This is a genomic window from Bacillus sp. 196mf (assembly GCF_003217275.1).
GTDB classification, from domain to species: domain Bacteria; phylum Bacillota; class Bacilli; order Bacillales; family Bacillaceae_G; genus Bacillus_A; species Bacillus_A thuringiensis_S.
Genome location: NZ_QJTG01000005.1, coordinates 62,676 through 88,224, shown reverse-complemented (window position 1 = coordinate 88,224; position 25,549 = coordinate 62,676). Strand labels below are relative to the sequence as shown.

Sequence of the window (25,549 nt, the reverse complement as noted above, 5' to 3'; positions counted from 1 at the left end):
TGCATGAAAACCTTAACTTGTAGGAAACTCATAAACAGGTTATATATGATAAACCAAAATTTACACAACCACCATTTAAAACTAGGGCTTTTCATCCATATGTCTTGTTCCCTATTTTAAAACATAATACAATGAATACGTAACTTAATAAGCTATAACTAGTAGGTGTGGCAATCATCTCTTCCATTTTGAAAAAAAGGGGGAGGTGATAATATGATCGCGATGTTTGTAATTAAATTAGTGTATGGTATCCTAACCGGAGCTGGCGTTGTCATCGGTAGAAGATACGTCGGTCCATGGCTAATTTCTGTATACAAAAAAGCGAGAACCACCCTGCTTCGTGGAAAAGGTAAGGGCGGTTCTCGGCTAAAACGTTAATGTAATTGTCTTATAACCGCACCTACTACCACCACAATAGCAAGTTAGGTTACAAAGGCAGAAGTTTCTCAGGCTTCTGTCTTTTTTATTTTATGCAAAATTCACACTAAATACTCTATCATCATTGTAACACATTTTATTTATTTTTAGTCAAGAGAAAAAACCACCTAAAGGCTCCCCTTCAGGTGGTTCTCTATTTTATGCTAACGCAGCTGCCTGTTCTTGTTGATCTACAGGAATTACAGCGTCTGTTAATGCTTTTTCTAGTTCAGCTGTATATTTCATTTGTTCTTCTTTGCTCCAGCCTAGTTTCGCAGCCATGTAGTTGATTACTGCTTCTTTCCACTCGTATACCCAGTGGATGTTGAAGAATACAGCGCCTCTGCGGCGTACGAAGAAGTCAACCGGTTTTGCTGTCATTTCGTAATCCATTGCGTATACAAGCGGGATTAGAACGTCTAGCGGCATGTTGTATTCTTTCGCTTCGTCTTTATGTTTTTTCGCTAAGTCGAATAGTACGTCAACGTTAGATCCATAGAATTTCGCGAATTCTTCTGCTTGTGCTGTCGTTAAACCGTATTTCGTACCTTCGCCTGCTTTTTTCGCAACGAATGCTGGGAATCCGTGTGAACCACTTACATGTCCACCAGAGATTGGCATATGTTTCGTGTCGCTCTTCGGATATGCACTATGACCTTCTTTTTGTAATAGATTCGTTACGTAGTCTACTACCATTTCAGCCATTTTACGGTATCCAGTTAATTTACCACCTGCGATTGTAATTAAACCAGATTCAGAAGTCCAAATTTCATCTTTACGAGAAATCTCAGATGCACTCTTACCTTCTTCATAAATTAACGGACGAACACCAGCCCAGCTTGATTCAATGTCTTTCTCTGTAATTTTCACGCTTGGGAACATGTAGTTAATCGCATTAATGATGTATGTGCGATCTTCTGTTGTCATTTGTGGTACAGCTGCGTCTTTATCATAGAACGTATCTGTTGTACCTACGTATGTTTTTCCTCCGCGAGGAATCGCGAACACCATACGTTTATCTGGTGTATCGAAGTAAATCGCTTGCCCGAGTGGGAAACGTTTTTGATCAATTACTAAGTGAACACCTTTTGATAACTGAAGTACTTTTCCTTTTTTCGAGTTATCTTTTTCACGAAGTGTATCTACCCAAGGACCAGCTGCGTTTACAATTTTCTTACCGTAAACTTCATATACTTCACCGTCTAGTAAATCGATTACACGTACACCGCATACTTTTCCATCTTTATATAAGAAACTGTCTACTTTTGCGTAGTTAACAGCTTTCGCGCCATGCTCAATTGCTTCTTTCATTACTTCAATTGTAAGACGCGCATCGTCTGTACGATATTCTACGTAGTAACCGCCGCCTTTTAATCCTTCTTTTTTCACAAGAGGCTCTTTGTTTAATGTTTCTTCACGGTTAAACATTTTTCTGCGCTCGCTTCGCTTTACACCTGCTAAGAAGTCGTATACACGAAGACCAATTGATGTACTAAATGATCCGAACGTACCGCCTGTATGGAACGGAAGTAACATCCACTCTGGTGTTGTTACATGGGGACCGTTCTCATATACGATCGCACGCTCTTTACCCACCTCTGCTACCATTTTCACTTCAAGTTGTTTTAAATAACGTAGACCACCGTGTACAAGCTTCGTTGAACGACTTGATGTACCTGCTGCAAAGTCCTGCATTTCAAACACAATTGTTGATAACCCGCGTGTTGCTCCATCTAATGCAATACCAGAACCAGTAATACCTCCACCAATTACGATCACATCTAACTCTTGTTTATTTACTCCGTTTAATACGTCTTTACGTTGTTTACTTGAAAATTTCATGGTAATTCCTCCCTTTGATAACGAAAAAAGAGACCACAAACTCCGCTATAGATTTCGCCTCTATAGCGCGTTGTGGTCTCTCCAAATCTCCTACCGAATTATTAACTTGTCACCATTATAACACTGTTTATGATTATTTGAAAGCTTTTGTTGCTTCAATTGCTTTTTTCCATCCAGCATATAGCTCTTCGCTTGTTTCCGCTTCCATCGTTGGTTCAAAGCGTTTGTCCATATGCCACTGTGATTTAATTTCATCTTGGTTTTTCCAATATCCAACCGCAAGACCAGCTAAGTATGCTGCACCTAAAGCTGTCGTTTCGTTGATCACTGGACGCTCTACAGGAACATCTAAAATATCACTTTGGAACTTCATTAAGAAGTTATTTTTAACCGCTCCGCCATCAACGCGTAATGTTTTCAGTTCAATACCTGAATCTGCTTCCATTGCGCATAATACATCTTTCGTTTGGTAAGCTAAAGATTCTAGCGTTGCACGAATGAAATGCTCTTTCGTCGTACCGCGTGTTACACCAAACATAGCGCCGCGTACTTCACTATCCCAATAAGGTGTTCCTAGTCCAACGAATGCTGGTACAACGTATACACCGTCAGTTGATTCAACGCGAGAGGCATATACTTCACTCTCACTTGCATCTTTAAACATGCGCATTCCGTCACGTAACCACTGAATCGCAGAACCTGCTACGAAAATACTTCCTTCTAATGCGTAGTTCACTTTACCATCTATTCCCCATGCAATTGTTGTTAATAGACCGTGCTCAGAAGCTACTGCTTTTTCACCTGTGTTCATTAACATAAAGCAACCAGTTCCGTAAGTGTTCTTCGCCATACCTTCACCGAAACAAGCTTGTCCAAATAAAGCTGCTTGTTGGTCACCAGCTACACCTGCAATCGGTACATTTTGACCGAAGAAGTGGTAATCAATTGTTTCTCCATATATTTCAGATGATGGACGTACTTCTGGAAGCATACTCTTTGGTACTGTTAACATGTCTAGAAGCTCATCATCCCACTGTAAGTCGTGAATGTTAAACATTAACGTACGTGATGCGTTTGAGTAATCTGTTACGTGTGCTTTACCACCAGATAGTTTCCATACAAGCCATGAATCAATTGTTCCGAATAATAGATCCCCGTTTTCTGCTTTCTCTCTTGCACCTTCAACGTTATCTAAAATCCACTTTACTTTCGTTCCAGAGAAGTATGCATCAATTAAAAGACCTGTTTTTTCGCGAACCATTTCGCTATAACCTTTTTCTTTTAACTCATCACAAATTTCAGCTGTTTGGCGAGATTGCCATACGATTGCGTTGTAAATTGGTTTACTAGTTGTTTTATCCCATACAACCGTTGTTTCACGTTGGTTCGTAATACCGATACCAGCGATTTGTTCTGGTTTTACATCTGCTTCGCTTAAGCAAGTTGCGATAACTGCTAAAATAGATCCCCAAATTTCTTGCGCATTATGCTCTACCCAGCCTGGCTTTGGAAAATGTTGTGTAAACTCTTTTTGAGCTGAATGAACAATTTCACCTTTTTTATTGAATAAAATTGCACGTGAGCTTGTTGTTCCTTGGTCTAATGAAAGAATATATTTTTTCATATCGGTTTCCCCCTTATGCTACTTTTCTACTATTTGTATTGCTTCCGCTTTTTTTACTTGTCATATAAGAGATTGCTAGTACAATCACAGTTGCGATAATCACATAAATAAGTGCTGAATTTTGTTTTCCTTCAAATACAACTTGATGGAATAAACCTGCAAGTGATCCACCTAAAATTGGACCTACTACTGGAATCCATGCATACTTCCAGTTTGAACCGCCTTTTCCTGCAATCGGAAGGAAGAAGTGTGCGATACGCGGACCTAAATCACGTGCTGGGTTAATTGCGTATCCTGTTGTCCCACCTAATGATAAACCAATACTTACAATTAAGAAACCTACGATAAATGGATTTAATCCATCTGCAAATTTATTTGCACCAATTGCTAATATACCAAATACTAAAACGAATGTTCCAATCATTTCACTTAAAAGGTTTGCAAATGTGTTCGGAATTGCTGGACCTGTTGCAAATACACCTAACTTTGTTCCTGGATCTTCTGTTTCTTTCCAGTGTGGTAAGTAATGTAAATATACGATAACTGCCCCGATAATTGCCCCAATCATTTGTGCTACGATATAACCTGGTACGTCACTCCATGGGAACGCTCCCTTAAATGCTAGTCCTATCGTTAAAGCTGGATTCAAATGTGCCCCACTAATTGATCCAACCGCATACGCTGCAACCGCTACTGCTAAGCCCCAGCCCATTGTAATAACAATCCAACCTGAATCTTTCGCAAACGATTTCTTTAAACTTACACCAGCACAAACGCCGCCACCAAGTACGATTAACAACGCAGTCCCTATTAACTCTCCTAAAAATGCTGACATAGTATCCCTCCACAATCAATTTAAACGCTTCCAAATGTGATAGAGGTAAAATGAATGGCCATTCGTTTTTGTCAAAAGAAAAAGACCCACAGCTTTGCACGCTTCTATATAAATTTATATAGAAACAATGAAATGTGGATCTCTTCTTTTCTCCGTCACGTTTATTAACTTGTCTATAATGTTAACCTCTTATGAAAGCGGTGTCAACAGAATTTTTTCACATTTTCGTCACTTTTTTTGGTAATGTTTCCATAGTTCGCGTTTTGACGTCGTAATCGCTGTCGCACCAGTGTTTAAAGCTCTTTCCACATCTTCTACAGTACGAATAAAACCACCTGCTAAAATCGGTACACCAGTACGCTCTTTCACTTCAGCGATAATATCCGTCATTGCTCCTGGAAGCACCTCAATATAATCCGGTTTTGTCTTATCTAAAAGATTGCAGCTCTTCTCCATCGCACTCGAATCGATTAAAAAGATGCGTTGTATTGCCACAACACCTTTTTGCTTCGCCTTCATAATAACGCTCGCCTTTGTCGAAAGTAACCCGTACGGTCTAAACTCCTGACATAAATATTCCGTCGCATGCCCATCACTCTGCAAGCCATGAATTAAATCCACATGTAAAAACACCTTTTTACAATATTGCTTCGCAAGTGATATAACACTCTTCAATTGGCCGACATGAATATCTAAAATAACGATATATTCATACGAACTATGTAATAGCTTTTCCAAATCTTTAATTTGCCTCACTGCCGGCAAAATTTTCTGTTCATGAAATTCCATTCTAAATGTCCCCTTCTTTATGTCATCCTATCCTTTATAGTACACAATTTAAGTGAAAAGAACAGCCAGTGTTGGGGATTTCTTTCAAATCTTTCCTCTATTTATATATTTTCTTCAACTTATCGGAACCTATACCACCTATAATCATGAATACAAGGGGCAAAAGATTCATTACATATGGCGCATCTGCTACAATTGTAATACTTGCTCCAGCAAACTTATTTAGCATCCATACAACGATTTTTGCAATAAACAAAAATACTCCTATCATAAATAGACTATCAAAAAACACCTTCCATTTTGGATACGCCAATTGCTTACTATCTTTAATTATTTTCTGCGTCAATTCTTCATCACTCCTTAGCAGTTCATCAATTGTAATACCGAACAGATCGCTTAAATGAATAATAATTTCAATGCTCGGATAGTTCTTTCCCGTCTCCCATTTCGAAACAGATTGCCTACTTACATGAATTTTTTCAGCCAAATCATTTTGCGACCAATTTCTTTTTTCCCTTTCTTCTTTTAAACGCTCACTAAAAATCATACTGTGTTTATCACCTCTCTATGCCCATTATGTTCAAATAAATGATGAAGAGTAAAGCTAGTTATCGTTGCATTTCCTGCGCAACTTATGCGTTACAGCTTATAATAGCGCTATTTAATATGGATCTTCCCTATACTATGCTCCAATAATAATTTCCCGAACAATAATACAAGGGACGGATACTAATAAAGTGAAACTTTAATCAGCCCTCACTAATCGGGCTTTTACGGACAGCCCGCGCCCCACCTAACTTCTTTGATTCCGCTGAATTTTGAGGTGGGTCTTACTGCCCGGCAAATAGCGGGATAAAGACTAGATTAGGCATAAAAAATACGCCATCCCTTCTTATCAGTCTCCAGAAAGAATAACGCAAATTTTCATTTTTACTCATCATTTTTCGGACTATATGAAAACCCCGGATATTTCACAACAGGCCTCTTCTCCTTACGCAGGGAATCCATTACTTGCGGGCCAACATGTATATTACTCTCCACTATTTCTTTAGGAGTCAGTGCCATCCATTGATTTAACGATACATCTTCAAAACGATTACTTCTGAACATCTCTAAAAACCATAATGTTTCGGTACCTGTATTTTGAATATAATGCCCCGTCGCAAACGGTACATATCCGACATCGCCAGCTCTATAATCAAATGTACGAGCGGTACCATTTCCAAGAAACACAGTCATTCTCGCTTCCCCTGTCAAATAATATTGCCATTCATCATTATTCGGGTGCCAATGAAGTTCTCTCATTCCACCAGGCTCAACCTCAACGAGCGCTGCTGCGATTGTTTTGGAAATAGGGAAATTTGTAGAATCTACAATTCGAACGCTACCACCAGGTGTCTTAATCGGCTTTTGTTTTAACAATTCATGTTTAAATGTTAAAGGAACTTCTCCTTTCGGCGATTGAATTTCCTGACTTTCAAGCGAACCTGGCACCTCTCCTTGATAAATATAAACTTGATCTGAAGGGATAGAACGAAAAGCACTCTCAGGCACTCCGAAATTAGCCGACAACACTTCTTTTGGCGTATGCGCAAACCAATCGGAAATAGCTAAAGTAGATAAATCAGAAAAATGCCCATCATCGAAAACGAGTAGAAATTCACAATGTTCCAATCCTTGAATGGAATGCGGAATACCAGGCGGAAAATACCAAAGATCACCTGGTCCAACATCAGCAATAAAATTCCGTCCATTTTGATCAACAGCCGTTATGCGCGCCCGTCCTAAAAGCATATACGCCCATTCTGCCTCTTTATGCCAATGTAGTTCTCGTACTCCACCGGCCGTTAAACTCATATTTACTCCCGCAATCGTCGTCGAAACCGGTAGTTCCCGAGCAGTAATCTCCCGAGACCACCCGCCTTGTTTCAAAATCATAGAAGTGTCCGAGAATGAAAACTTCAAGTTAGGAACTAACCCTGCATCCGTTATAGGCGGAACAAGCATATTCGGATTTTGAATATCCCGCATAACATTACGAGGTCCAGAATCAATCGCACCTGCTCCGTCGCTGCGGATTGGTTGTGGCACATTCCCTCCCGCTTCATTAACAGTACGTTTCTTCATGATTACACTCCTTTTTCATCCGGTTATGAAGTAAAAAGCCTCCATCATAGTGTATGAATAGGGCTTTGGATGGTTACAGTTACATCATCTGCCTATCATTATCGTTTTGTTCATTTCTCAGCTTATAATAGTATGAACAGCGCCTGGAAAGATAATGAAGAAATTAAATTAAAACTATTAAAAAAACCTGTAAAATTTAGTGCAAACAAGTTAATATACTTAATTAGTAAATTTCCCTCGAATAATTTATTAAAATCTAACATCCGTATACTTCTTACATATTTATAATATTTCCACATGTACTGTTTTACAAATAATCACATATTCGATCAAAGGGATTTATGTAGTCTTTAAAAGGAAATTTACTAAACGAAAAGAAAATTTTAACAACAATGAAAAGAAGCTAACAATAAATTGTTAACTTCTCAACCGAAAGTAAAATACTATCTTTCCTTATCTTCTAATATCTAGGTTGTGATTGAATATTTGTAAGATGAACATCAAACATATCAATGATTTCAAGAAATCTATCAGCTTCACGGAAAACATGGTCTGCTAATAAGGGATGAATGATACTCTTTATTTTACATTGCTCAATTAAATCACGTGCTGTTTTCTTAAAATCCCGAAGAGATGCAACCGACACACGATTTTGATCTAAAAATTGATCTAAAAGAGGGGCTGTTTGGGATTGTGGTTTCATAGATTCTAAGTCAATTGCTTGATACATCAATTCATCAAAATCATTGCTAAAATTCCGCGCTGTATCTACAAGCTTTCTTTCCGATGGATCAAGAAGATGGCCAATAAATTTAGCATGGTCTGCCATAATCCGTAAAAAGAAAACATTTTCTTTAATAATAGCATCAGGAAGCGCATCTAATTTACCTTCATTTAATTGTATTAAACGTTTTCTAAAATAATCAGCTTCCCTACTTGTATGGTCAACTAAAAGTGGAAAGTTATTTTGTCCTGGCAATTTACATGTGAGAATTAATCCTAAAATTTTTCTTTTAAATCCCCAAATATTAGTTGCGGCTTGTTGTACTTCTGCATTAAATCTTTTTATTTGCTCAGGATCTGTTTCATTTGTATAGGAATGCGCTATTTGTTCAATATGTTCAAACAATCGATAAAATTGATTCGCCTCTTCGATTAGTTGAGTATCCTCGCACCTAAATCCTAAACGAAGAAAAAAAGAATGCTCCTTCATGATTCTAGACCAAAAACGAATTTCATTTAATGAACGCTCAACAAACATTACAGATGTAACACCTGTATCCGGATGTAATGAAGTTTCATCCCTATGCATTGTTAATCCCCCCCAGTAAAATCCCCACTAGTTCCATTCTTATGAGTAAAAAAATATATAAATACCATCAATAAAAGTTTATGATGACTCTCTTATACATGTAAAATTAAACTAATATAACCTTAGCTTGATGAACATATACTGCTCCCGCAGAAGAAAAAAAGCTACCACCGAGATGTAAAATCCTACTAGGTGGTAACCTTTCAAAATTTCTATTAAAGCAATACCGAATCTTTATCACTTTCCTGATTACGTTTCTCACGCTCTTCTTCTAAACGCTTCATATATACTTCGCCTTCTTTTTCAATAAACTCATTATCCATATCTTGCTCTTTTTTCGAAGTATATAAAACCATGTAGCCACTTAGTACAATCCCGACAATTACAAGATACACCCACCATGGTAAAGTTTCCAAATCACTTCATTCCTTTCCTTAGACAAGCCTTATTAGTTTCACTCTATGAGGAAAGAAGTGGATTTATGCTTAAAATTTTTATTGTGGATGCTTCGCGAAAAATGCTTGTACATATTCCATAAACTCAATTGGTTCCTGACGAAACGGTGCGTGGTATCCTTTTTCAATAATATGAAACGTACTATTTGCAAATAGCCCATGATACAGTTCACCATTTTTCCAAGAAACGCTCTTATCGTGTCGTCCCCATATAATTAAAGTCGGCACCTTAATCTTATCGGCTTCCATCGCGATGCGGCGCTCTCTCATTTTCGTAAGCTGATCATAATGCTCTTTATCATCACGACTATTTTTCACTTCATTTTTATTATACTTCGTAATCTCGGTTACAGTTTGTAAGTCCGTCGATAGCGGTGGTACTTCATAACTTTCTTTTTGCTGGAAAGACTCTATCCCTGTAGCATCCGCCAAGATGAGATGCGTTACTGCATCCGGATATAAATACGCTAAATTGAGGGACATCTCTCCGCCCATCGAATGGCCAAGCACCGCAAACTGATCGTATCCGAGCTTCTTCATTAACTTATAATATAAATTCACTTGCACAGGAAACGAATACTGAAAATCAACTGGCTTAGAAGAACGCCCAAACCCTAAAATATCAACCGCAATAATCGTATGGTCTCGCGCTAGTTCTGGATAAATATCACTAAACCCATCAGAAGAACCACCAAACCCGTGAAACATAAGTAACGGAGGTTTCCCCTCACCAATTTGTTTAAAATAAATCGTTTGCCCATCAATTTGCGCCATACTCTCTTTCGTATTCAGCTTCATCATAACAGTATCTTTCACTTCTCCAACCTTCGCAATCGGCTTCTCAACGAAGTTACAAACAATTAACAAAACGAGCACAATACCGCTAATCATATAAAACTTAAACCGTTTCAAAGTTCCCGTCTCCTTTCTCTTGTTTCCATTTAAAGTTTTTACATTTTTTGGTTGTTTTATGTTCTCTTTTTAATTGTAACTGAGACAGTTACAATTATACTAAAAAAATATAACTCATTTCTATTACTAATGGTTATTATGTAACTATTATAGTTACACATTTAAAGTAAGTCAATTCTTTTCTCTGCATGGCCTGAAAATAGAAAAAGGGACTTCATGTTGAAGTCCCTTTCTTTGTTATTATAGTTGGCTTACTCCGCCGTCGCCTCTATTATCTGCTGGTGCTCCGCCTGTGTCGCCAATGTTCATGTAGTCTGGTCTTGCTGGTGCTCCTCCTGTGTCACCAATATTAACGTAGTCTGGTCTTGCTGGTGCTCCTCCTGTGTCACCAATATTAACGTAGTCTGGTCTTGCTGGTGCCCCTCCTGTGTCACCAATATTTACAGCTTGATTTGTAAAAGAACTATTGAACCCAATTGATAATACCCCTACTAATGCAGTCCCAACAATAGCCAAACGAAATTTCTTCATTATTTTAACGCTCCCTTTTCCAATATATTTTTTTGAGCCTTATTATTCATATAAAAATATTTACTTGCCTTAACATGATCATCAAATTCATAAAATTTCAGTGCTAAAATTTCAGTGTATTCTTGAATACAATCCCATAATCTTTCTCTCTCAAAATAAGAAATTCCTTCTAAAATTACATCTTCAATAATTGATACTGAAGATTTTCCATTGAGTTCTTTCAAAATTTTAAACCGATGTTGAAATTCTTTTTCCCCTAAATCAACACAAATATTTAAACCTTTTTCAACAATTGGATTCGCTAAGTTATATTGTCCTAATTTGTAATGTTCATGTGCTTCTACAAACAAGGCTTTAAAGTGTTCTGGGTAATTTTTGGTCACCTCAGATATATGACGAATCGCTAATTCTGAAAGATTTTGACTAGCATAAAGCCAAGCTAAATTATGCCGAACCATTAGCATATATTTTTTTTGATCTGCTTTTTGCAATACTTCCATAGCAGAATTAAAGTTCTCTTCCGCTAATTCATAGTGATCTATGTCTACACAACATAGTCCAAAAGCATTTTCACATAATCCTACTTTTATTTCATAGCCTGGATATTGTAAAAATGCTGTTTTTGCCCTATTCAAGTAATCTATTGCATGAACTTGGTCATATTTTTGATAATAGAAATTCCCCATCCGATAATTAAACTCCGCATGTTCTATCGGATCTGCAATATATTTCAATAACTTCTCAGCTTGCTCATACTGTTCTTTCGCTTCGTTATAATTTGAAATTAATGTGCAATGAAACCCTTTAAAAAAGTGATAATAATAAGCTAAAAAGCCCTCTGTTGGAATTTCGAAAGATTCCACTTTATCAAAACTATCTTCTCTAACCCCAATCCAATCAACTAATGCATCATATCTAAAATTCAACAACGCATGATAAAGCAATACATCCTGATCCACGTCCAAACCACTAATCTTACTTTCAATCTCCTCTTTCATTTCCGTAGCTTTCTCTATATTTTGCTGCAACATTACACGATACCAATCATCTAAAGAATGTTTCATTTGCTCCCGCGTTACTACATCTGCTCCCATACACTCGCATCCCCTTTTCTCCAAAATTACAAAATTAGGATTTTTATACAATTATCAAAATTGTATATTACCACTCCTTTTCTATGTATTGAAAAATAATTATCAGAAAATTAAATATTTTAATTGATTATACCAAACTTTTCCTTTTTAATAACTTGAGAAACAATTGTCAGAAAATTTAACAGGACAAATAAAAAGCAAGCAGTTCCAGCACTCCGCTAAAACTACTTGCTCTCCTACTTATTATCTCTATTTTTACTCTTTAATAAATTCCTTCGTACTTCTCACTGTATCAATTGGACGAACTAATTTTTCAATTTCTTCACGTTTTGGCTCTAGGAATGGAGGTAAAGATAATTTTTCGCCAAGTGTTTCGTATGGCTCATCTCCCATAAACCCTGGGCCATCTGTTGCAAATTCAAATAAAATTTGTGGTGCAACTCTTGCGTATAATGATTCGAAGAAGTGACGGTTTACATATCCAGATGAAGGAAGTCCTACGCTACTGATTCTCTCAATCCATTCTTCTAATACAGCGCGATCTTCTACGCGGAATGCCGCATGGTGCACTGTACCAAAACCTTGTTGTGCTTCAGGAAGAACTGTATTATGTTCTACAATAACAGATGCACCGTTTCCGCCTTTGTTCACTTCAAATAAATAGAATTCCCCTTCTTGCGCAACCTCTTTAAATAATAGAACTTTTTCTAACACTTCTTTGAAGAAGCTAAAGTTTGCAATACGGATAAATACAGGTCCTAAACCAGTAATTGCGTATTCTAATGGTACTGGCCCGTTTTGCCATGGTGTACCTGATTCGATTCCTTTATCAAGTTCATCTGAGATTAATTGATAGTGTTGGTCATCAAAGTCAACGAAAGAAAGAGTTTTCTTACCAAATTGCTCTTTAATTCCTGTATGTTCTACTTCAAGACGGTCAAAGCGTTTCACCCAATACTCTAATGCTGCATCAGTCGGAACACGGAATGAAGTTTTTGAAATTTCATTTGTACCGTGTACTCCTTTCGGAACACCTGGGAAATCAAAGAATGTCATATCTGTTCCTGCACTACCTTTATCATCTGCAAAGAATAAATGATACGTTTGAATATCATCTTGGTTTACTGTTTTCTTAACTAAACGCATTCCTAAAACGTGAGTGAAAAACTCATAGTTCTTTTCTGCACTACTTGTAATCGCTGTAACGTGGTGAATTCCTTTTAATTGGTTCATTAGTATATTCCTCCAATGTTTTTTAATTTATATTTTCTCTCCTATTACTTCTCTTCAATAGGTGCTAAATTCGCTTCAATCTCTGCACGCTGATCTTCTAAGAACGGTGGTAAATCAAGTTTTTCTCCTAAATGTTCCACATCTCCATCAACTGTAAACCCTGGTCCATCTGTCGCAATTTCAAATAGGATTCCGTTTGATTCACGGAAATATAAGCTTTTAAAGTAGAAACGGTCAATGATTCCTGAAGAATGGAAGCCTCTTTGTTTCACTTGTTCTTCCCAATAGGCAAGCTCTGCATCGTTTTTCACACGAATTGCTAAATGGTGGATGCTACCGCGGCCGGGCTTTTCAGTAGGACCATCTAAATATTTCACAACGATTTCTCCGAAGGCTTCTCCTTTAATAGACTGGAAAATCGCTTCTTCGTCACTTCGGCTAACTTCTGTATAACCAAATATATCTGTTAATGTACTCCCCAGTTTATCAAGTCTACGCACTGTCATTTCCACTGAACCCATTCCTTGAATTTGATGCTGTGCAGGAACTTCTGATTTCTCCCACGTTTCCCAGTGCTCCACTTTTTCTCCGTTTGAAACGAGTAGTACTAAGCGAAGACCTTCCGCATCCTCAAATTGCAAAGCAGGACGATTTGCATATGTTGTCATCTCACTATGTTTCACATCAAATTTCTCAAATCGTTCTTTCCAATAATGTAAGCTTTCCTCTGAAGGAACGAGTAATCCAATTCGAGTAATCGCATTTGTACCGCGATATGTTCTTCCTACTAAAGGAATTTCAAAAAATGATAACTCTGTACCCGGACTTCCTGTTTTATCTCCGTAAAATAAATGGTACATTGACGGATCATCTTGGTTCACTGTCATTTTCACACGACGTAATCCAAGCACATTTTTATAAAAGTGATTATTTTCATTTGCATTTTTCGTAACCATTGAAATGTGATGATGCCCTTTAATTTTATACATTTTTAATTCCTCCGCTTCGTTTTACTAGTCAAGTGATGATAAAAAAATAATATGCTTTTTAGCTGTTCAATTTATTCTCATTATGTTTTTGTAAATTCATCTTAGTTTTTACTGTATAAGTTACTTTGTTTTTTAATCGAAAACAACTGAGTGTATGTTTTTCATATGACTCAATCGCTTTCGTTACTATCACTTTACACCTCAAGTGATTGAAAAGCAAGTAAAAAATCTCGAATTCAAGATTTTTTGTTAAATAACATTTAGGGTGTAAAATCATTAATTTCTGGATAGCGTCACATCACTATCAAGCTAAAAGACTCAAAGTTCTCCATGCCCATCAAGCTAACAAGAATATACTACCCCAAAACGATAAAAATGAACTTCGTTGCTATAAAAGACAACTTTTTTGTTCCGAGGGAATTATAGAATTTTATATCTTTACAATTATTTATGGGGAGTTAATTCATTTTTTTCAAGAATAAGTAATTTCTTAAATAAAAGTTCACGTACCTCTCCCTTATGATAATTAATTTTTGTTGATTGATAAGAAATTTAATGAATGATTATTCGAATATGCTTTCGTAAATGTTAAATGTAGTTTTTGGATAATGTTTGGTCAAGTTGATACTAATACCCTCGATAAACGAAAGAAAATTAAGAGTGTTCCGAGAAAAAGTAATTAAAAAACGCTCATTTACAGAAGAACATTATTCAAGTGAAGCCCTCTATAATTCAATTACAACTCCTTGAAAGTTTATGATACTATCCTGATCACACTTTTTATATTTAATGTTTTAAGGAAAAAAGCTATACTATAAGCGAAACTAAAAATCAGAAAGGAAATACCATAACATGGAAAATTATATGCTATTTATCCTTACAGCACTCCTTATTATAATGATGCCTGGTCCCGGTTTTGCTTTAGTTACAAAAAACACTATCTCTCATGGTAGAAATGGTGGTATAAAGACCGTCTTAGGAACGGTATCTGGAATGATGATTCATACAATAATGGCTACACTAGGACTCTCTGCTATCTTAATGAAATTTGCTATGCTATTTACATTAATAAAATATGCTGGGGCATTTTATTTAATTTATTTAGCTGTAAAGTCAATTAAAAGTGCCTTTTCTAAAAAAGAAGATATGTCAGGTTCAGTGGAAATAAACTCTAAGGATATTGGAACGGTTAAAAGTTTTAGACAAGGATTTACCACGGCAATCTTAAACCCAAAAACGGCTGTATTTTTCCTTAGTTTTCTACCCCAATTTATTGTGAGTAATCAAAGTCATTTCTTCCAATTTCTTTTGTTGGGATTCACATTTACGACTTTGACAGCAATATGGTATTTACTTTATATCTCTCTAATACGTCAATTAAGAACTTTTTTAAGAAAAGAAAAGGTGAACCGTACAATAGAGGGTATTACTGGCACAGTATTATTAGTATTTGGAGTTAGGCTATTTTTCCAAAAATAAATATGTAATAGAGAGAGTTTAAAACTTTCGGTTTTTCCAATAAATGAATCAATATAAAAAGTATGGCTTTCAAACAGTAAAAAAGTGAACAAACGGGTGTGTTTGTGGAATAAGCTTCAATAAAATAACCAAACTTTTTATAAAGAAGTGAATCGATTATATTAAAATTGATATAAAGGCGTTATCCTTTCCTATGATTTCTCAGAAAGAATAACGCCTTGCTCTTTTTAGAGGGTATTTTGTCTAGTTAGCTTGATAGCGATGTGGTTCTATCCCTTATAAAGTGAAACTTTAATCAGTGGGGGTTTTGTTCATCCCCCACTGATTATTAGCCCACACCAATCGGGCTTTTACGGACAGTTGATCCCCCACCTAACTTCTTTGCTTCCGCTGAATTTTGAGGTCGGGGTCTTACTGCCCGTTAATGCGGGATAAATGTTACAAAAACATTTATAATAGCTCTAACTTGCACAATGCTTCCCGTTAATATAATACGCTGATTCTGTGAAAACCGTAAATACGACCTCTACTTCTGGAAGTCCAAAATCCATTACATATGTAGTAATGGCCTTGGCAAATCGATCACGAATTTCCTGTCCACGCTCGAACCATTTCACTTCAATAAGAGGAAACGCTTCTATTTCTTCTCCATTGAATACAAACGTAGAACTTGGTAGTTCCAACGTAAAATTATCCGTACCACACTCACAAATCTCTGCGAGCTCTTCTACTAATGGCTTGCTTATGTGTTTTAATTGTTCAGTAGTAATTCCACGAAACACAATATGCGGCATGTAAATCCCTCCTTTAGATAGTTTTATATTTGCCCACATCATAGCACAATTCTCCCACCTTTTAACAAAAATAGATGCTAAACAAGTTTCAACTCTTATTTTTAGGCCTGTTATACAGGCTGAAGCGATTCTAAGTATCTGCCATATTAAAGTTGATATGCTCCCATTCTAGTGGTGGGATATGTTTTAATCGTTCTTCGTTAACCCCATGCGTACTTCTTAACTATTTCATTTAATTTTTAATAAAGAAAACAGCCTCACTAAGCTTTTAAAACTTAATGAGGCCACTTTATTCACACTTTTAATTATGGAACGTCGGTTTATAGAACGAACGATTATCAAGTGCGAAGACACGCTCTGTGTATTCGCCTGGTTTTGTGCGTCCTAATGCGCGGTCCATCATGTTCATTTTTGCATCTAAGTTATCGATATAATGCAGAATTTCTGCTTCTTTTACTAATGGTGGTTTTGGGCTACCCCATTCTGCTTTTCCGTGGTGAGAAAGGACGATGTGTTGAAGAATTAATACTTCTTCTGCATCGATTTGCAATTCGTCTGCTGCTTTACCGATTTCGTTCACCATGATAGAAATGTGGCCTAGTAAGTTTCCTTCTAACGTATACGTTGTAGAAATTGGGCCAGATAGTTCAATTACTTTACCAAGGTCATGTAAAATAACGCCTGCATATAGTAAGTCTTTATCTAATGATGGGTATAGATTTGAAATAGCTTTCGCTAAATCTAGCATCGATACGACGTGATAAGCTAGTCCAGATACGAACTCGTGATGGTTCTTTGTCGCTGCTGGATATTCTAAAAATTCGTTTTGATGCTTATTTAACAAATGTCTTGTTAGACGTTGAATGTTCGGATTTCTCATTTCAAATATGTATTGTGTAATTTTCTCAACCATATCTTCTTTTTTCACTGGTGCTTTTTCAACGAAATCCGAGATGTCTGTTACTTCATTTTCATTCGCAACACGGATTTGTTTCACACGTAATTGAATACGGCCTTTGTAATTTAAAATATCACCAGCTACTTTAACGATTGTTTCTGCTACATATTGTTTCTCAACTTCTGGTGATACGTCCCATAGCTTCGCTTCAATATCTCCACTTGGATCTTGTAAGATTACTGTTAAAAATGGCTTTCCATTACTTGCTAGACCTTTTGTCGCTGTTTTAATTAACAAGAAAACATCGACTTGTTCACCAACTTCATACTCTGCAATTTTCTTTTTCATTCGAATTCCTCCACCAAATCAGTTACTTTTAGTATAGCACACTACAACTCATTTTCTTTACGCATATGTGTTAATTTTATAATCTGTTTTTCTGTAAAATACGCAAGTAAATGCGCATGACATGTAAAGAATATGACTTGTCTATCCTTTGCAATTTCCTTTATTAGTTCAATCGTTCGATTCGTCCTTACCGCATCAAAGTGCACGAAACTATCATCAATAATAAATGGATAATCGTGTTCAAATGTTTTCGCAAGTGCAAATCTCAGCGCTAAATATAACTGCTCCGCTGTCGCTTGGCTTAGTTCATGACTGTAAAAACGCATACCGTCGTTACGCTCAACTATGAACGGCTCTGACTCTGACGGTGAAAAGATTTTACTATAGCGTCCGCCCGTTAAATACACAAAGTACTCTTCTGATTTTTGTAAAATACGTGGCAGATGCACTTCATGATAATATTGCTTCGTTTTCGTTAACACCGTTTTTGCGGCCGCATAAGCAGCCCATTTCTTCACTTGTTCACGCAATTGCGCTTTTTTCATTTCACATTCATGCATTAAATCGCCGTACGTACTACCTTCTTCTAAATTCACAATTTCCATACGATGTTTCGCAATGCGCTCTGTCAGTTCTTTCTCTTGCGCCAGACAGTTTTGCACGACTGTCATTTCTCTCTTTAATTTCTCTTCATAACCGTCAGCTTCGTAATGTTCAGCTAATGATAAACTCTTTAAACGCTGTTCTAACAGATCAATTTGCGGTAATAAACGCACTACTTGTTTCTCAGCATCTTCACGTTTTCCCGCTAGTTTACCTGCTTCTAAAAACATCTCTTCATCTGTAGCATCTGCAATATGCCATAAACTGTCTCGTTCTACTAGCAATTGCTTTAATTGTTCTTTCATAAACTCATATTCTTCTTGCCATTCCGCCAGTTTCTCTTTCAGCTGCTTACAAGTTTGTCTCTTCTCTTTCTCATTTTGCATAAGCCTTTGCGCCTCATACAACTTACTATACTCCGCACTACCGATAACAGTTTCTAGTTTATGTTCAAATTGCGAAATCATTTCATATAATGAAGATTTTCGTGTGCCTTGCTTCTCTAATTCACGATATAATTGCTGCATTTTTTCCATACGCTCAAACGCCGGCAATATGTGCGCATACGTATAAAATTCTGGGAACATATAGCGCGTTTTATATGCATCTACTTGTTCTCCCGCCTGGAACGTTTCTCTCTCCCATTCCTCATACGATGAAACGACTTTATCATAAGCTCGCTCCATTTGCTGCAATTTATAAGACTCACGCTCAAATAGCTTCCGAATCTCTGCATCTTTTTCTAACTGATAGCGCACAGACAGCGCTTCTTCACTTTGTCTCCCGCCAGCACTTTGCTGAAGAGTAAGAAGCTCTTCTTGTAATCCACTTGACGGATCTTTATATAAAACAAGGGCAAGAACAATCCCTACAAAAACAATAACACTAATAAATAAGAGCGGGCGGTTATCAATAAATAAACTCGTGAATAAAACAAGCGTGTTAATAAGAAGTAACAGAAGACAAACTCTTTGCCACTGCTTTTTCTTTTGCATAGCTGCTCCTGCTTTTTCCTCATACTTGCGCTTCATTCTCTCTGCGCCCATACCGATAAACGCCTCATCTTGGAACGATTTCTCTTTCTCAACTAACGTATTTCGCTCTTCATCAACTAACATTTGTTTCTGAATCTGTCTTATATTTTCTTCTTGTTCTTCTAATTGCTCTTGCGCTACTTTAAAACGATCATCAAGCTGTACTTTTTGCGTTTCTAATTCACGTGCCTTTTGCACGGTTTGCGTAATTAATTCTTTCGTTGCCAAACTCATATCAAACGAAAGAACCGCTTCCTTTTCAAAAGTAGCACCAATTTGTTGTTCTAGTTCTGCAATTTCTTCTTTTATATTCGCAATACTTCCTGTCATATCACGCATTTCTTGGCGTGCATTTTCGTAAGATAAATGCTGCATACGAAGTTCTTCTACATAACTTTCTTTTCGTAAAAACTCTTCATCTATTTGAATCGAGACAATTTCCGATTGCACTGTCTCGATTTTCTTATGGAGCGAATCAACTTGTAACTGAAGCGGCTCCATCTTCGCCTTAATCGCTTCATAGCGCGCCATTCCGTTTACAGGAAACTGCCTGCTCTCATTTTCTAACACTTTCTCATGCGCACGCTTTTCAATAACGAGGGGCTCAAGCGCTGCTAATATTTCATAATCTTGCTTTCGCCTTTCTGCACTCTCTTTCTCTCCGCGAACAGAAGCAAGCTTCTCTTCACTTTCTTTTAACTGCTCCACTTGTTTTTCATACGTGCCAATTTTTCCTTGCCACTCTTTCATCTTCTCTTCAAGCTTCTTCATCTCTTGCAGTGACACGTTAATTTCCGGTTTACGCCCACTCGGTTTAAAACGCTGATCCATTTCTTTTTCTAGCTTTTTATCTAACTGTAATAGCGCATCGCTTCCGACTGCACTTGCTGAAAATAAATAATTGCCAATATCCGCTTCGCCGAGCTGATGAATATTTTGAAGACCATGCATATCAAATGAAAAGACCGATTCAAATAAACTTTCATTCATCCCGCTTAATATATCGTTTAAAATTTCCTCGCCGCCCGTTTTCCCGTCTTCAAAATAAACGGTCACCTCGCCAGCTGCCGTCTTTGGCAATCGTTCAATTTTCAAACGGCCGTACTGCTCTGTTTGCACAGTCATCGTACCGCCATACTTCCCGCCTTCTTTCGGCTCATAACGGCGCTGTCCTCTCGTCGGAAAACCGAACAAAATACTTTTCATAAACGAGCGAATTGTCGATTTCCCCGCTTCGTTTTCACCGTATAGTACCGTCAGCAAGGAAAGATCCATTTCCACATTTTCTAATTTTCCGTATCCATAAATATGGAGTTTTTCAATTCTCATTTTTTATCCCTCTCTTGCTGGAATAATTGTTCTAAAATAATATTTTCTGCTTCCTTTTGAATCTCTTTCTTCTCGTCTTCTGTAAAAGATTCAATACTATTACGCGCTACAGGAGATGTCCAAATAGTGCGCAACACGCCGTCCATATTTGTGAAAGCTTCTAGCTCCTTTAGCACACTACCGACGAAATGATTTTCCGCTTTCAAACGTTCGATTTCCGCAAAAGAAACCGTCTCATTTTTCCACTTCATTGCATATACGAAATCTTTTCGCTCTTCGCCAGATGCTAAAATATGAAAAATCTCTTCCACACGCTTTTCGTCACGCAAATAAGGAGAAAGTGGGCCCTGCCCTGTGAATACGACAGTTAAAAGCGTCCCTTCCTCTTCTCTTCGGCAATCATTCATCGCAGTTGACATGCTCGTCATAAGTTCATCAACAGTTTCAAGTCCATCAATACAAACCTCGATCTCATCCCATACAACATCTGCCGTATGGAAAAATGAACACTGCGTTCCTTGTTTAGTAAGTTCAATAAGGTACGCACCCTTCTCGCCTGCTTCCTTACGATGACGACCTTGTATGTTTCCTGGATAAATAATGTATGGCTCTTCTGATAAAATTTCACGTTTATGTATATGGCCAAGAGCCCAATAATCAAACTGTTTTTCTTTCAATTCACGAATTTGAAACGGTGCATAGCGATTATGCTCTGCATCTCCTTCCACACTTCCGTGAAGCATTCCAATATGAAAAGGCGCATCACTCATTTTCGTATACTGCGCTGTCATATTATCCGTTACCGCTTGCTGCAAATAACTAAACCCATAAATAGAAGCTAATAGCTCACCATTTTTATAAAATGATTTCTCTTCTACGTAAGGCTCCGTAAACACATGAACATTTTCCGGAAACTCAATCGCTGCCCAGCTTCCTCCTAAATGATCATGGTTACCGTGAATAATAAAAACAGGGATATCGTACTGCGAAAGTCTCTTCATTTGCTCACGCACAAACACTTGCGCCCTCAAACTTCTCGTCTCCGCATCATACAAATCCCCAGCTAGTAATACGAAATCAACGCGCTCTTGAATCGCTTTATCAACAATACGCTCAAATGATTCAAACGTACTTTGCTTCATTCTCTCCCAAACAGACTGCGCAACATTCATCTCCATTCCTTTAAACGGACTATCCAAATGCAAATCAGCCGCATGTATAAACTTTACTTGTTTCACAAATAACGATCCTTTCTATCTTTCAAAAGTTTCATTTTATTAAAATTAACATCGCTGAAAACTAATAATCATCGAGAATGAAAATATTCTCGATGATTAAAGTTTCATTCTATTTTACCACGCAATGTCATATATTTCTTTGCATATTGTAGCGTTTTATGTCAAAATAATTATAAGATTCTGATTTTAATTATTGGAGGGAATTTTCATGGGAGTATACGTTCTAACAGTCTTTGAAAAAGATGGTTCAAAAGCATTAGACGAATCATTCGAGGCGGCAACTGAAAAAGAAGCAAAAGCAAAAGGTGAATCTATTTTACAAGAAAAAGGATTGTATGAAAAAACACATCGCTGTACATCTACTGCAGGTAAGCTCGTTTTATTCCAGCGCTAAAAAAAAGAAGCGTCATCCGCTTCTTTTTCACTCTACTATATCTTCGTCACACCACGTAAACACCACATCTAGAATGCGATTACCAATACGTACGCGTTTATTCCATTTACCTGTTTGGATCTGATGTTGCAATTCAGCTTTCATCTTTTCCGTCCAGTCGTGAATCGTTTCACTACCGTCGTACGGATATACGCCTGGAAACTCTTCCTGCAGTAGATGCAAGCTCTCTGCATCAAAATGAAAATGGAAGAAGTAGTTTGCTGTAAGCGATGGTTCTTGCAATCGTAAAAAATGATCATCAATTTGCTTTCTATTTCTATAGAAAGTAAAGATATTCACTTTACCGCTAGTAATTTGGTCAATTTGAATTTCGTGCTTCTCTATAATCACGTCTTGTCCACCTCGTTGTATACTATCTTTAGTATATATGTCTTTTGCAACAAAGTTAACCATTTTCGCGCGAAATTCATTTCCTTCATTATATTACCTGTACCTCCATATGCAATCAGAACAAATAAAAACAAAGTTGAAGGGGAGCGATCACATGTATTTCGGAAGCAAAGGTTGGTATGTAAAAGAACTTAAAAAATTAGGTATCCGTACTTATGAAGGTAAAAAACTAGAATCGTATCGTACGCATGTGTTATCTAGTTTACTTGAGAGAATGAAGAAAGCTTCGGCTTAATAGAAAAACACCTCCCGAATTCGCATACTAAGTATGCAAATTCAATGGAGGTGTTTTTATCAGTTTTCATAAAAGATTTTTTGCTTCCGCTGGAACGGATACGTTTTAATCTCAGCTGTATCTAAATCTTCATTGAATAAATGAATGGCTATAATTTGTCTACAATCGTAAGTATGGTAATAATATGTTCCAGACTCCATACACATTGCACTTGTATAGATCGTATTATCTAATATACCGTCTTCTGTTATTACTGCCCCCTTAGGAACCTCACAATTTGATAAGATATGAAAAATAGCCGATATCCCCTCTTCTTCGTTCTCTATACTTTGAATGTTTTGTTTGCCATATGCTGCCCGTACAAATCTTGATGGCGGGGTGAAATCTCCAGGAAGTCCCATCGTTCCTGAACCTTGGCCAAAAGCACTTAATGGTACATCTCCCCACTCAGTTGGCGTAAATGGCTGCGATTTAAGTCCAATATATTGTCTTAAATTTTGTAAATGCCAATTAAACTCGGGACTATTAGTCATTACTCCTATTGGATTGTCATACACTTTTATTCCATCAACTGTCGGCTCAAGTACAATACACGCTCCCGATTTATCTGCTAAAATCCAATGTAGCGGTGGCGTAATTCCTAAAACTGGTAATGGCACATCTATAAAGGCAATGTTATCAATATATTTTCTTAATTCTTCAACAGAATTGAACTGCGTGAGGCTCCAAGTCACAAAATCAAATGGCGCTACATTCGTTTTATTGCTATCTATATGATTACTATAAGTAGCAAATCCTGGGAAATAGAGAGTTGCACATGTCATACCAGTTTCATTTACTCCGTCCGCCATCATGACCCTTCCTCCAAAATTAATTCCCATTCCGACAACAGCCTTTTTCGCTCGGATCGTTTCACCAGTTATATTGTTCCACTGATAACGCCGAGGAATGATTATTACTTCTTGATTCATATCTAATGTGAAATCCATTGTTCTCCCAAAAAGATGTTGGAAATTTTTTGTTTGTAACGTCAAACTAGTACACATGAAGAAATCCCCCCATTTTATAGTTCTATAAACATTTTATAAAATTCCGATAAATACGTAAATTAAAAAACCTATTTATCATTAACAAAATAATCGCCCAAACCAAAAATGCTATAATAAACCCAATCAAACTAAGGGGGAACATTTATGTTGGACGGAACATGCATTCAATTTCATAAGTTTGGCAATCCAAAAGACGTATTACAAGTTGAATATAAAAATATAGAACCACTGAAAGATAATGAAGTTTTCGTTCGTATGCTAGTTAGACCTATTAATCCATCTGACTTAATTCCCATCACTGGAGCATACGCACATAGAATCCCTTTACCTAACATACCTGGTTATGAAGGTGTTGGTATTGTAGAAGATGTAGGAGCTTTTGTTTCTAGAGAGCTTATCGGTAAACGTGTGTTACCGTTACGCGGGGAAGGTACTTGGCAAGAATATGTGAAAACATCAGCTGACTTTGTAGTTCCTATTCCTGATTCCATCGATGATTTCACAGCGGCACAAATGTATATTAATCCTCTTACGGCGTGGGTTACATGTACAGAAACGCTAAACTTACAACGTAATGATGTTTTATTAGTGAATGCTTGTGGATCCGCAATTGGTCATCTTTTTGCGCAGTTATCACAAATTTTAAACTTCCGACTCATTGCCGTGACAAGAAATAATAAGCATACAGAGGAGTTACTGCGCCTAGGTGCTGCATATGTAATCGATACTTCCACTACCCCGCTTTATGAAACCGTTATGGAATTAACGAACGGGCTCGGCGCGGATGCTGCAATTGATTCTATCGGGGGACCGGATGGAAATGAATTAGCTTTCTCAGTACGTCCAAACGGGCACTTTTTAACGATCGGTCTTCTATCAGGTGTACAAGTTAACTGGGCAGAGATTGTCACGAAAGCAAAAGTGCACGCGAACATATTTCATTTACGACATTGGAATAAAGAAGTGTCACCATATAAATGGCAAGAGACGTTTCGTCATTTAATTCACTTAGTAGAAAATAAGCAATTACGTTTTATGAAAGTACATTCTACGTATGGATTAGCGGATGTGAAAGCGGCAGTTGATGTTGTACAGTCCGCTGAGAAAACGAAAGGGTAACTAACTGTTACGATTTATTTAACCAATTATAACGAAAGTTAATTAAATATATCAGTAAGCCCTGCTAGTCAAGTGATTGGCTAGTAGTGAGGGTTAACTGCGGGCAATCCCTAAAGCTGATTGAACTACAACGTGGCTAGAAATAGTGAGCGTGAATGTCGCGAAAGCAGAAAAAATCAATCAGATTGTGCAAGGTTAAATCCTAAACACTAGAACAATGGGTCTTCCGCCTCGAATCATCTAAGTCAAAAGTGATAAGATGAACGTTCAACGACTATCTCGTATAACTGACGAGAGTACATCACAAGCCTATGGTGGTGGAAAAATCCTCTATCTCTAAGTAGATAAACATATAGTCTGCGCTCATGTGAAAACATGAGAAGTTCATAAGAGAACTGGCTAAGGAATTGCGCCCTTAG

24 protein-coding genes are annotated in these 25,549 nt (G+C 37.2%); 5 read left to right on the top strand and 19 right to left on the bottom strand.

Translation table 11 applies throughout. From position 1 onward, the window contains the following. The first annotated feature begins 213 nt into the window (after positions 1 to 213). The gene (locus ATL10_RS31235) at positions 214 to 378 is read left to right on the top strand and encodes a hypothetical protein (protein WP_000561154.1); all 165 of its coding nucleotides are present in this window, start codon (positions 214 to 216) and stop codon (positions 376 to 378) included. Positions 379 to 576: 198 nt separating this feature from the next. On the opposite strand, the gene glpD is transcribed toward ATL10_RS31235, so the two are convergent. The 13 genes from glpD to ATL10_RS10225 form a co-directional block, all read right to left on the bottom strand. Continuing rightward, entirely contained in the window at positions 577 to 2,259 is a 1,683-nt protein-coding gene (glpD, locus tag ATL10_RS10285; protein WP_090975733.1) for an aerobic glycerol-3-phosphate dehydrogenase, read from the bottom strand. Between the two features lie 133 nt (positions 2,260 to 2,392). Next, a complete protein-coding gene (glpK, locus tag ATL10_RS10280) occupies positions 2,393 to 3,883 on the bottom strand; it encodes a glycerol kinase GlpK (protein WP_000760007.1) in 1,491 nt (496 codons plus the stop codon). Between the two features lie 13 nt (positions 3,884 to 3,896). Next, positions 3,897 to 4,718: a glycerol uptake facilitator protein GlpF gene (gene glpF, locus ATL10_RS10275; RefSeq protein ID WP_001272200.1), complete on the bottom strand. Its 822-nt coding sequence runs from the start codon at positions 4,716 to 4,718 to the stop codon at positions 3,897 to 3,899. Between the two features lie 228 nt (positions 4,719 to 4,946). Beyond that, positions 4,947 to 5,507, bottom strand: coding sequence for a glycerol uptake operon antiterminator GlpP (glpP, locus tag ATL10_RS10270; RefSeq protein ID WP_110496869.1), 561 nt, complete (start codon positions 5,505 to 5,507; stop codon positions 4,947 to 4,949). Positions 5,508 to 5,604: 97 nt separating this feature from the next. Next, positions 5,605 to 6,054 (bottom strand): helix-turn-helix domain-containing protein, encoded by a 450-nt coding sequence (locus ATL10_RS10265; RefSeq protein ID WP_069355155.1) that lies wholly within the window; start codon positions 6,052 to 6,054, stop codon positions 5,605 to 5,607. 383 nt (positions 6,055 to 6,437) lie between these two features. Further along, positions 6,438 to 7,634 carry an oxalate decarboxylase family bicupin gene (locus ATL10_RS10260; RefSeq protein ID WP_000747514.1) on the bottom strand — a complete coding sequence of 399 codons (1,197 nt, stop codon included), beginning with the start codon at positions 7,632 to 7,634 and terminating at the stop codon, positions 6,438 to 6,440. Between the two features lie 460 nt (positions 7,635 to 8,094). Then, positions 8,095 to 8,946 (bottom strand): DUF2935 domain-containing protein, encoded by an 852-nt coding sequence (locus ATL10_RS10255; RefSeq protein ID WP_000554478.1) that lies wholly within the window; start codon positions 8,944 to 8,946, stop codon positions 8,095 to 8,097. A 215-nt stretch (positions 8,947 to 9,161) separates the two neighbouring features. Beyond that, positions 9,162 to 9,362 carry a sporulation YhaL family protein gene (locus tag ATL10_RS10250; RefSeq protein WP_000449225.1) on the bottom strand — a complete coding sequence of 67 codons (201 nt, stop codon included), beginning with the start codon at positions 9,360 to 9,362 and terminating at the stop codon, positions 9,162 to 9,164. Between the two features lie 78 nt (positions 9,363 to 9,440). Next, positions 9,441 to 10,313 (bottom strand): alpha/beta fold hydrolase, encoded by an 873-nt coding sequence (locus tag ATL10_RS10245; protein WP_139213190.1) that lies wholly within the window; start codon positions 10,311 to 10,313, stop codon positions 9,441 to 9,443. A 240-nt stretch (positions 10,314 to 10,553) separates the two neighbouring features. Then, positions 10,554 to 10,844, bottom strand: a complete 291-nt coding sequence (locus tag ATL10_RS10240; protein ID WP_110496867.1) for a Phr family secreted Rap phosphatase inhibitor — start codon at positions 10,842 to 10,844, stop codon at positions 10,554 to 10,556. After that, complete coding sequence (locus tag ATL10_RS10235; protein ID WP_090975727.1) at positions 10,844 to 11,938, bottom strand: response regulator aspartate phosphatase; 1,095 nt, start codon at positions 11,936 to 11,938, stop codon at positions 10,844 to 10,846. Before ATL10_RS10235 ends, ATL10_RS10240 begins: the two co-directional genes overlap by 1 nt. 255 nt (positions 11,939 to 12,193) lie before the next feature. Further along, on the bottom strand, positions 12,194 to 13,171 hold the full coding sequence (locus tag ATL10_RS10230; RefSeq protein WP_001072577.1) for a ring-cleaving dioxygenase: 978 nt from the start codon (positions 13,169 to 13,171) through the stop codon (positions 12,194 to 12,196). Positions 13,172 to 13,215: 44 nt separating this feature from the next. Beyond that, positions 13,216 to 14,160 carry a ring-cleaving dioxygenase gene (locus ATL10_RS10225; RefSeq protein WP_098284212.1) on the bottom strand — a complete coding sequence of 315 codons (945 nt, stop codon included), beginning with the start codon at positions 14,158 to 14,160 and terminating at the stop codon, positions 13,216 to 13,218. A gap of 852 nt (positions 14,161 to 15,012) precedes the next feature. On the opposite strand from ATL10_RS10225, the gene ATL10_RS10220 reads away from it, so the two are divergent. Next, on the top strand, positions 15,013 to 15,639 hold the full coding sequence (locus tag ATL10_RS10220) for a LysE family translocator (protein ID WP_000433006.1): 627 nt from the start codon (positions 15,013 to 15,015) through the stop codon (positions 15,637 to 15,639). A gap of 461 nt (positions 15,640 to 16,100) precedes the next feature. Here the strand turns inward: ATL10_RS10220 and ATL10_RS10215 are convergent, their stop codons facing one another. From ATL10_RS10215 to ATL10_RS10200, 4 genes are all read right to left on the bottom strand, one after another. Beyond that, the gene (locus ATL10_RS10215; RefSeq protein WP_029442057.1) at positions 16,101 to 16,433 is read right to left on the bottom strand and encodes a DUF1904 family protein; all 333 of its coding nucleotides are present in this window, start codon (positions 16,431 to 16,433) and stop codon (positions 16,101 to 16,103) included. 301 nt (positions 16,434 to 16,734) lie between these two features. Next, complete coding sequence (gene yhaM / locus ATL10_RS10210) at positions 16,735 to 17,679, bottom strand: 3'-5' exoribonuclease YhaM (RefSeq protein ID WP_000726652.1); 945 nt, start codon at positions 17,677 to 17,679, stop codon at positions 16,735 to 16,737. Positions 17,680 to 17,720: 41 nt separating this feature from the next. After that, positions 17,721 to 20,645 (bottom strand): ATP-binding protein, encoded by a 2,925-nt coding sequence (locus ATL10_RS10205; RefSeq protein ID WP_110496865.1) that lies wholly within the window; start codon positions 20,643 to 20,645, stop codon positions 17,721 to 17,723. Beyond that, complete coding sequence (locus ATL10_RS10200; protein ID WP_110496863.1) at positions 20,642 to 21,883, bottom strand: metallophosphoesterase family protein; 1,242 nt, start codon at positions 21,881 to 21,883, stop codon at positions 20,642 to 20,644. Before ATL10_RS10200 ends, ATL10_RS10205 begins: the two co-directional genes overlap by 4 nt. 208 nt (positions 21,884 to 22,091) lie before the next feature. On the opposite strand from ATL10_RS10200, the gene ATL10_RS10195 reads away from it, so the two are divergent. Beyond that, the gene (locus ATL10_RS10195) at positions 22,092 to 22,277 is read left to right on the top strand and encodes a YhzD family protein (protein ID WP_000539552.1); all 186 of its coding nucleotides are present in this window, start codon (positions 22,092 to 22,094) and stop codon (positions 22,275 to 22,277) included. Positions 22,278 to 22,304: 27 nt separating this feature from the next. On the opposite strand, the gene ATL10_RS10190 is transcribed toward ATL10_RS10195, so the two are convergent. Beyond that, complete coding sequence (locus tag ATL10_RS10190) at positions 22,305 to 22,667, bottom strand: hypothetical protein (protein WP_000582776.1); 363 nt, start codon at positions 22,665 to 22,667, stop codon at positions 22,305 to 22,307. Positions 22,668 to 22,821: 154 nt separating this feature from the next. On the opposite strand from ATL10_RS10190, the gene ATL10_RS10185 reads away from it, so the two are divergent. Next, positions 22,822 to 22,962, top strand: coding sequence for a YflJ family protein (locus ATL10_RS10185; protein WP_000273536.1), 141 nt, complete (start codon positions 22,822 to 22,824; stop codon positions 22,960 to 22,962). Between the two features lie 59 nt (positions 22,963 to 23,021). Here the strand turns inward: ATL10_RS10185 and bsh are convergent, their stop codons facing one another. Then, positions 23,022 to 24,008 (bottom strand): choloylglycine hydrolase, encoded by a 987-nt coding sequence (bsh, locus tag ATL10_RS10180; protein ID WP_110496861.1) that lies wholly within the window; start codon positions 24,006 to 24,008, stop codon positions 23,022 to 23,024. Between the two features lie 147 nt (positions 24,009 to 24,155). Between bsh and ATL10_RS10175 the strand changes: the two genes are divergently transcribed. Further along, positions 24,156 to 25,130, top strand: a complete 975-nt coding sequence (locus ATL10_RS10175; protein ID WP_090975716.1) for a zinc-dependent alcohol dehydrogenase family protein — start codon at positions 24,156 to 24,158, stop codon at positions 25,128 to 25,130. The last annotated feature ends 419 nt before the right edge of the window (positions 25,131 to 25,549 follow it).

Coding starts and splice junctions, on each gene's coding strand:
- glpP (WP_110496869.1), bottom strand. CDS start 5,507: ATGGAATTTCATGAACAGAAAATTTTGCCGGCAGTGAGGCAAATTAAA.
- ATL10_RS10225 (WP_098284212.1), bottom strand. CDS start 14,160: ATGTATAAAATTAAAGGGCATCATCACATTTCAATGGTTACGAAAAAT.
- ATL10_RS10185 (WP_000273536.1), top strand. CDS start 22,822: ATGTATTTCGGAAGCAAAGGTTGGTATGTAAAAGAACTTAAAAAATTA.
- ATL10_RS10230 (WP_001072577.1), bottom strand. CDS start 13,171: ATGAACCAATTAAAAGGAATTCACCACGTTACAGCGATTACAAGTAGT.
- glpF (WP_001272200.1), bottom strand. CDS start 4,718: ATGTCAGCATTTTTAGGAGAGTTAATAGGGACTGCGTTGTTAATCGTA.
- ATL10_RS31235 (WP_000561154.1), top strand. CDS start 214: ATGATCGCGATGTTTGTAATTAAATTAGTGTATGGTATCCTAACCGGA.
- ATL10_RS10175 (WP_090975716.1), top strand. CDS start 24,156: ATGTTGGACGGAACATGCATTCAATTTCATAAGTTTGGCAATCCAAAA.
- glpD (WP_090975733.1), bottom strand. CDS start 2,259: ATGAAATTTTCAAGTAAACAACGTAAAGACGTATTAAACGGAGTAAAT.
- ATL10_RS10195 (WP_000539552.1), top strand. CDS start 22,092: ATGGGAGTATACGTTCTAACAGTCTTTGAAAAAGATGGTTCAAAAGCA.
- ATL10_RS10265 (WP_069355155.1), bottom strand. CDS start 6,054: ATGATTTTTAGTGAGCGTTTAAAAGAAGAAAGGGAAAAAAGAAATTGG.
- bsh (WP_110496861.1), bottom strand. CDS start 24,008: ATGTGTACTAGTTTGACGTTACAAACAAAAAATTTCCAACATCTTTTT.
- ATL10_RS10255 (WP_000554478.1), bottom strand. CDS start 8,946: ATGCATAGGGATGAAACTTCATTACATCCGGATACAGGTGTTACATCT.
- ATL10_RS10215 (WP_029442057.1), bottom strand. CDS start 16,433: ATGCCGCATATTGTGTTTCGTGGAATTACTACTGAACAATTAAAACAC.
- ATL10_RS10260 (WP_000747514.1), bottom strand. CDS start 7,634: ATGAAGAAACGTACTGTTAATGAAGCGGGAGGGAATGTGCCACAACCA.
- ATL10_RS10235 (WP_090975727.1), bottom strand. CDS start 11,938: ATGGGAGCAGATGTAGTAACGCGGGAGCAAATGAAACATTCTTTAGAT.
- glpK (WP_000760007.1), bottom strand. CDS start 3,883: ATGAAAAAATATATTCTTTCATTAGACCAAGGAACAACAAGCTCACGT.
- yhaM (WP_000726652.1), bottom strand. CDS start 17,679: ATGAAAAAGAAAATTGCAGAGTATGAAGTTGGTGAACAAGTCGATGTT.
- ATL10_RS10220 (WP_000433006.1), top strand. CDS start 15,013: ATGGAAAATTATATGCTATTTATCCTTACAGCACTCCTTATTATAATG.
- ATL10_RS10240 (WP_110496867.1), bottom strand. CDS start 10,844: ATGAAGAAATTTCGTTTGGCTATTGTTGGGACTGCATTAGTAGGGGTA.
- ATL10_RS10205 (WP_110496865.1), bottom strand. CDS start 20,645: ATGAGAATTGAAAAACTCCATATTTATGGATACGGAAAATTAGAAAAT.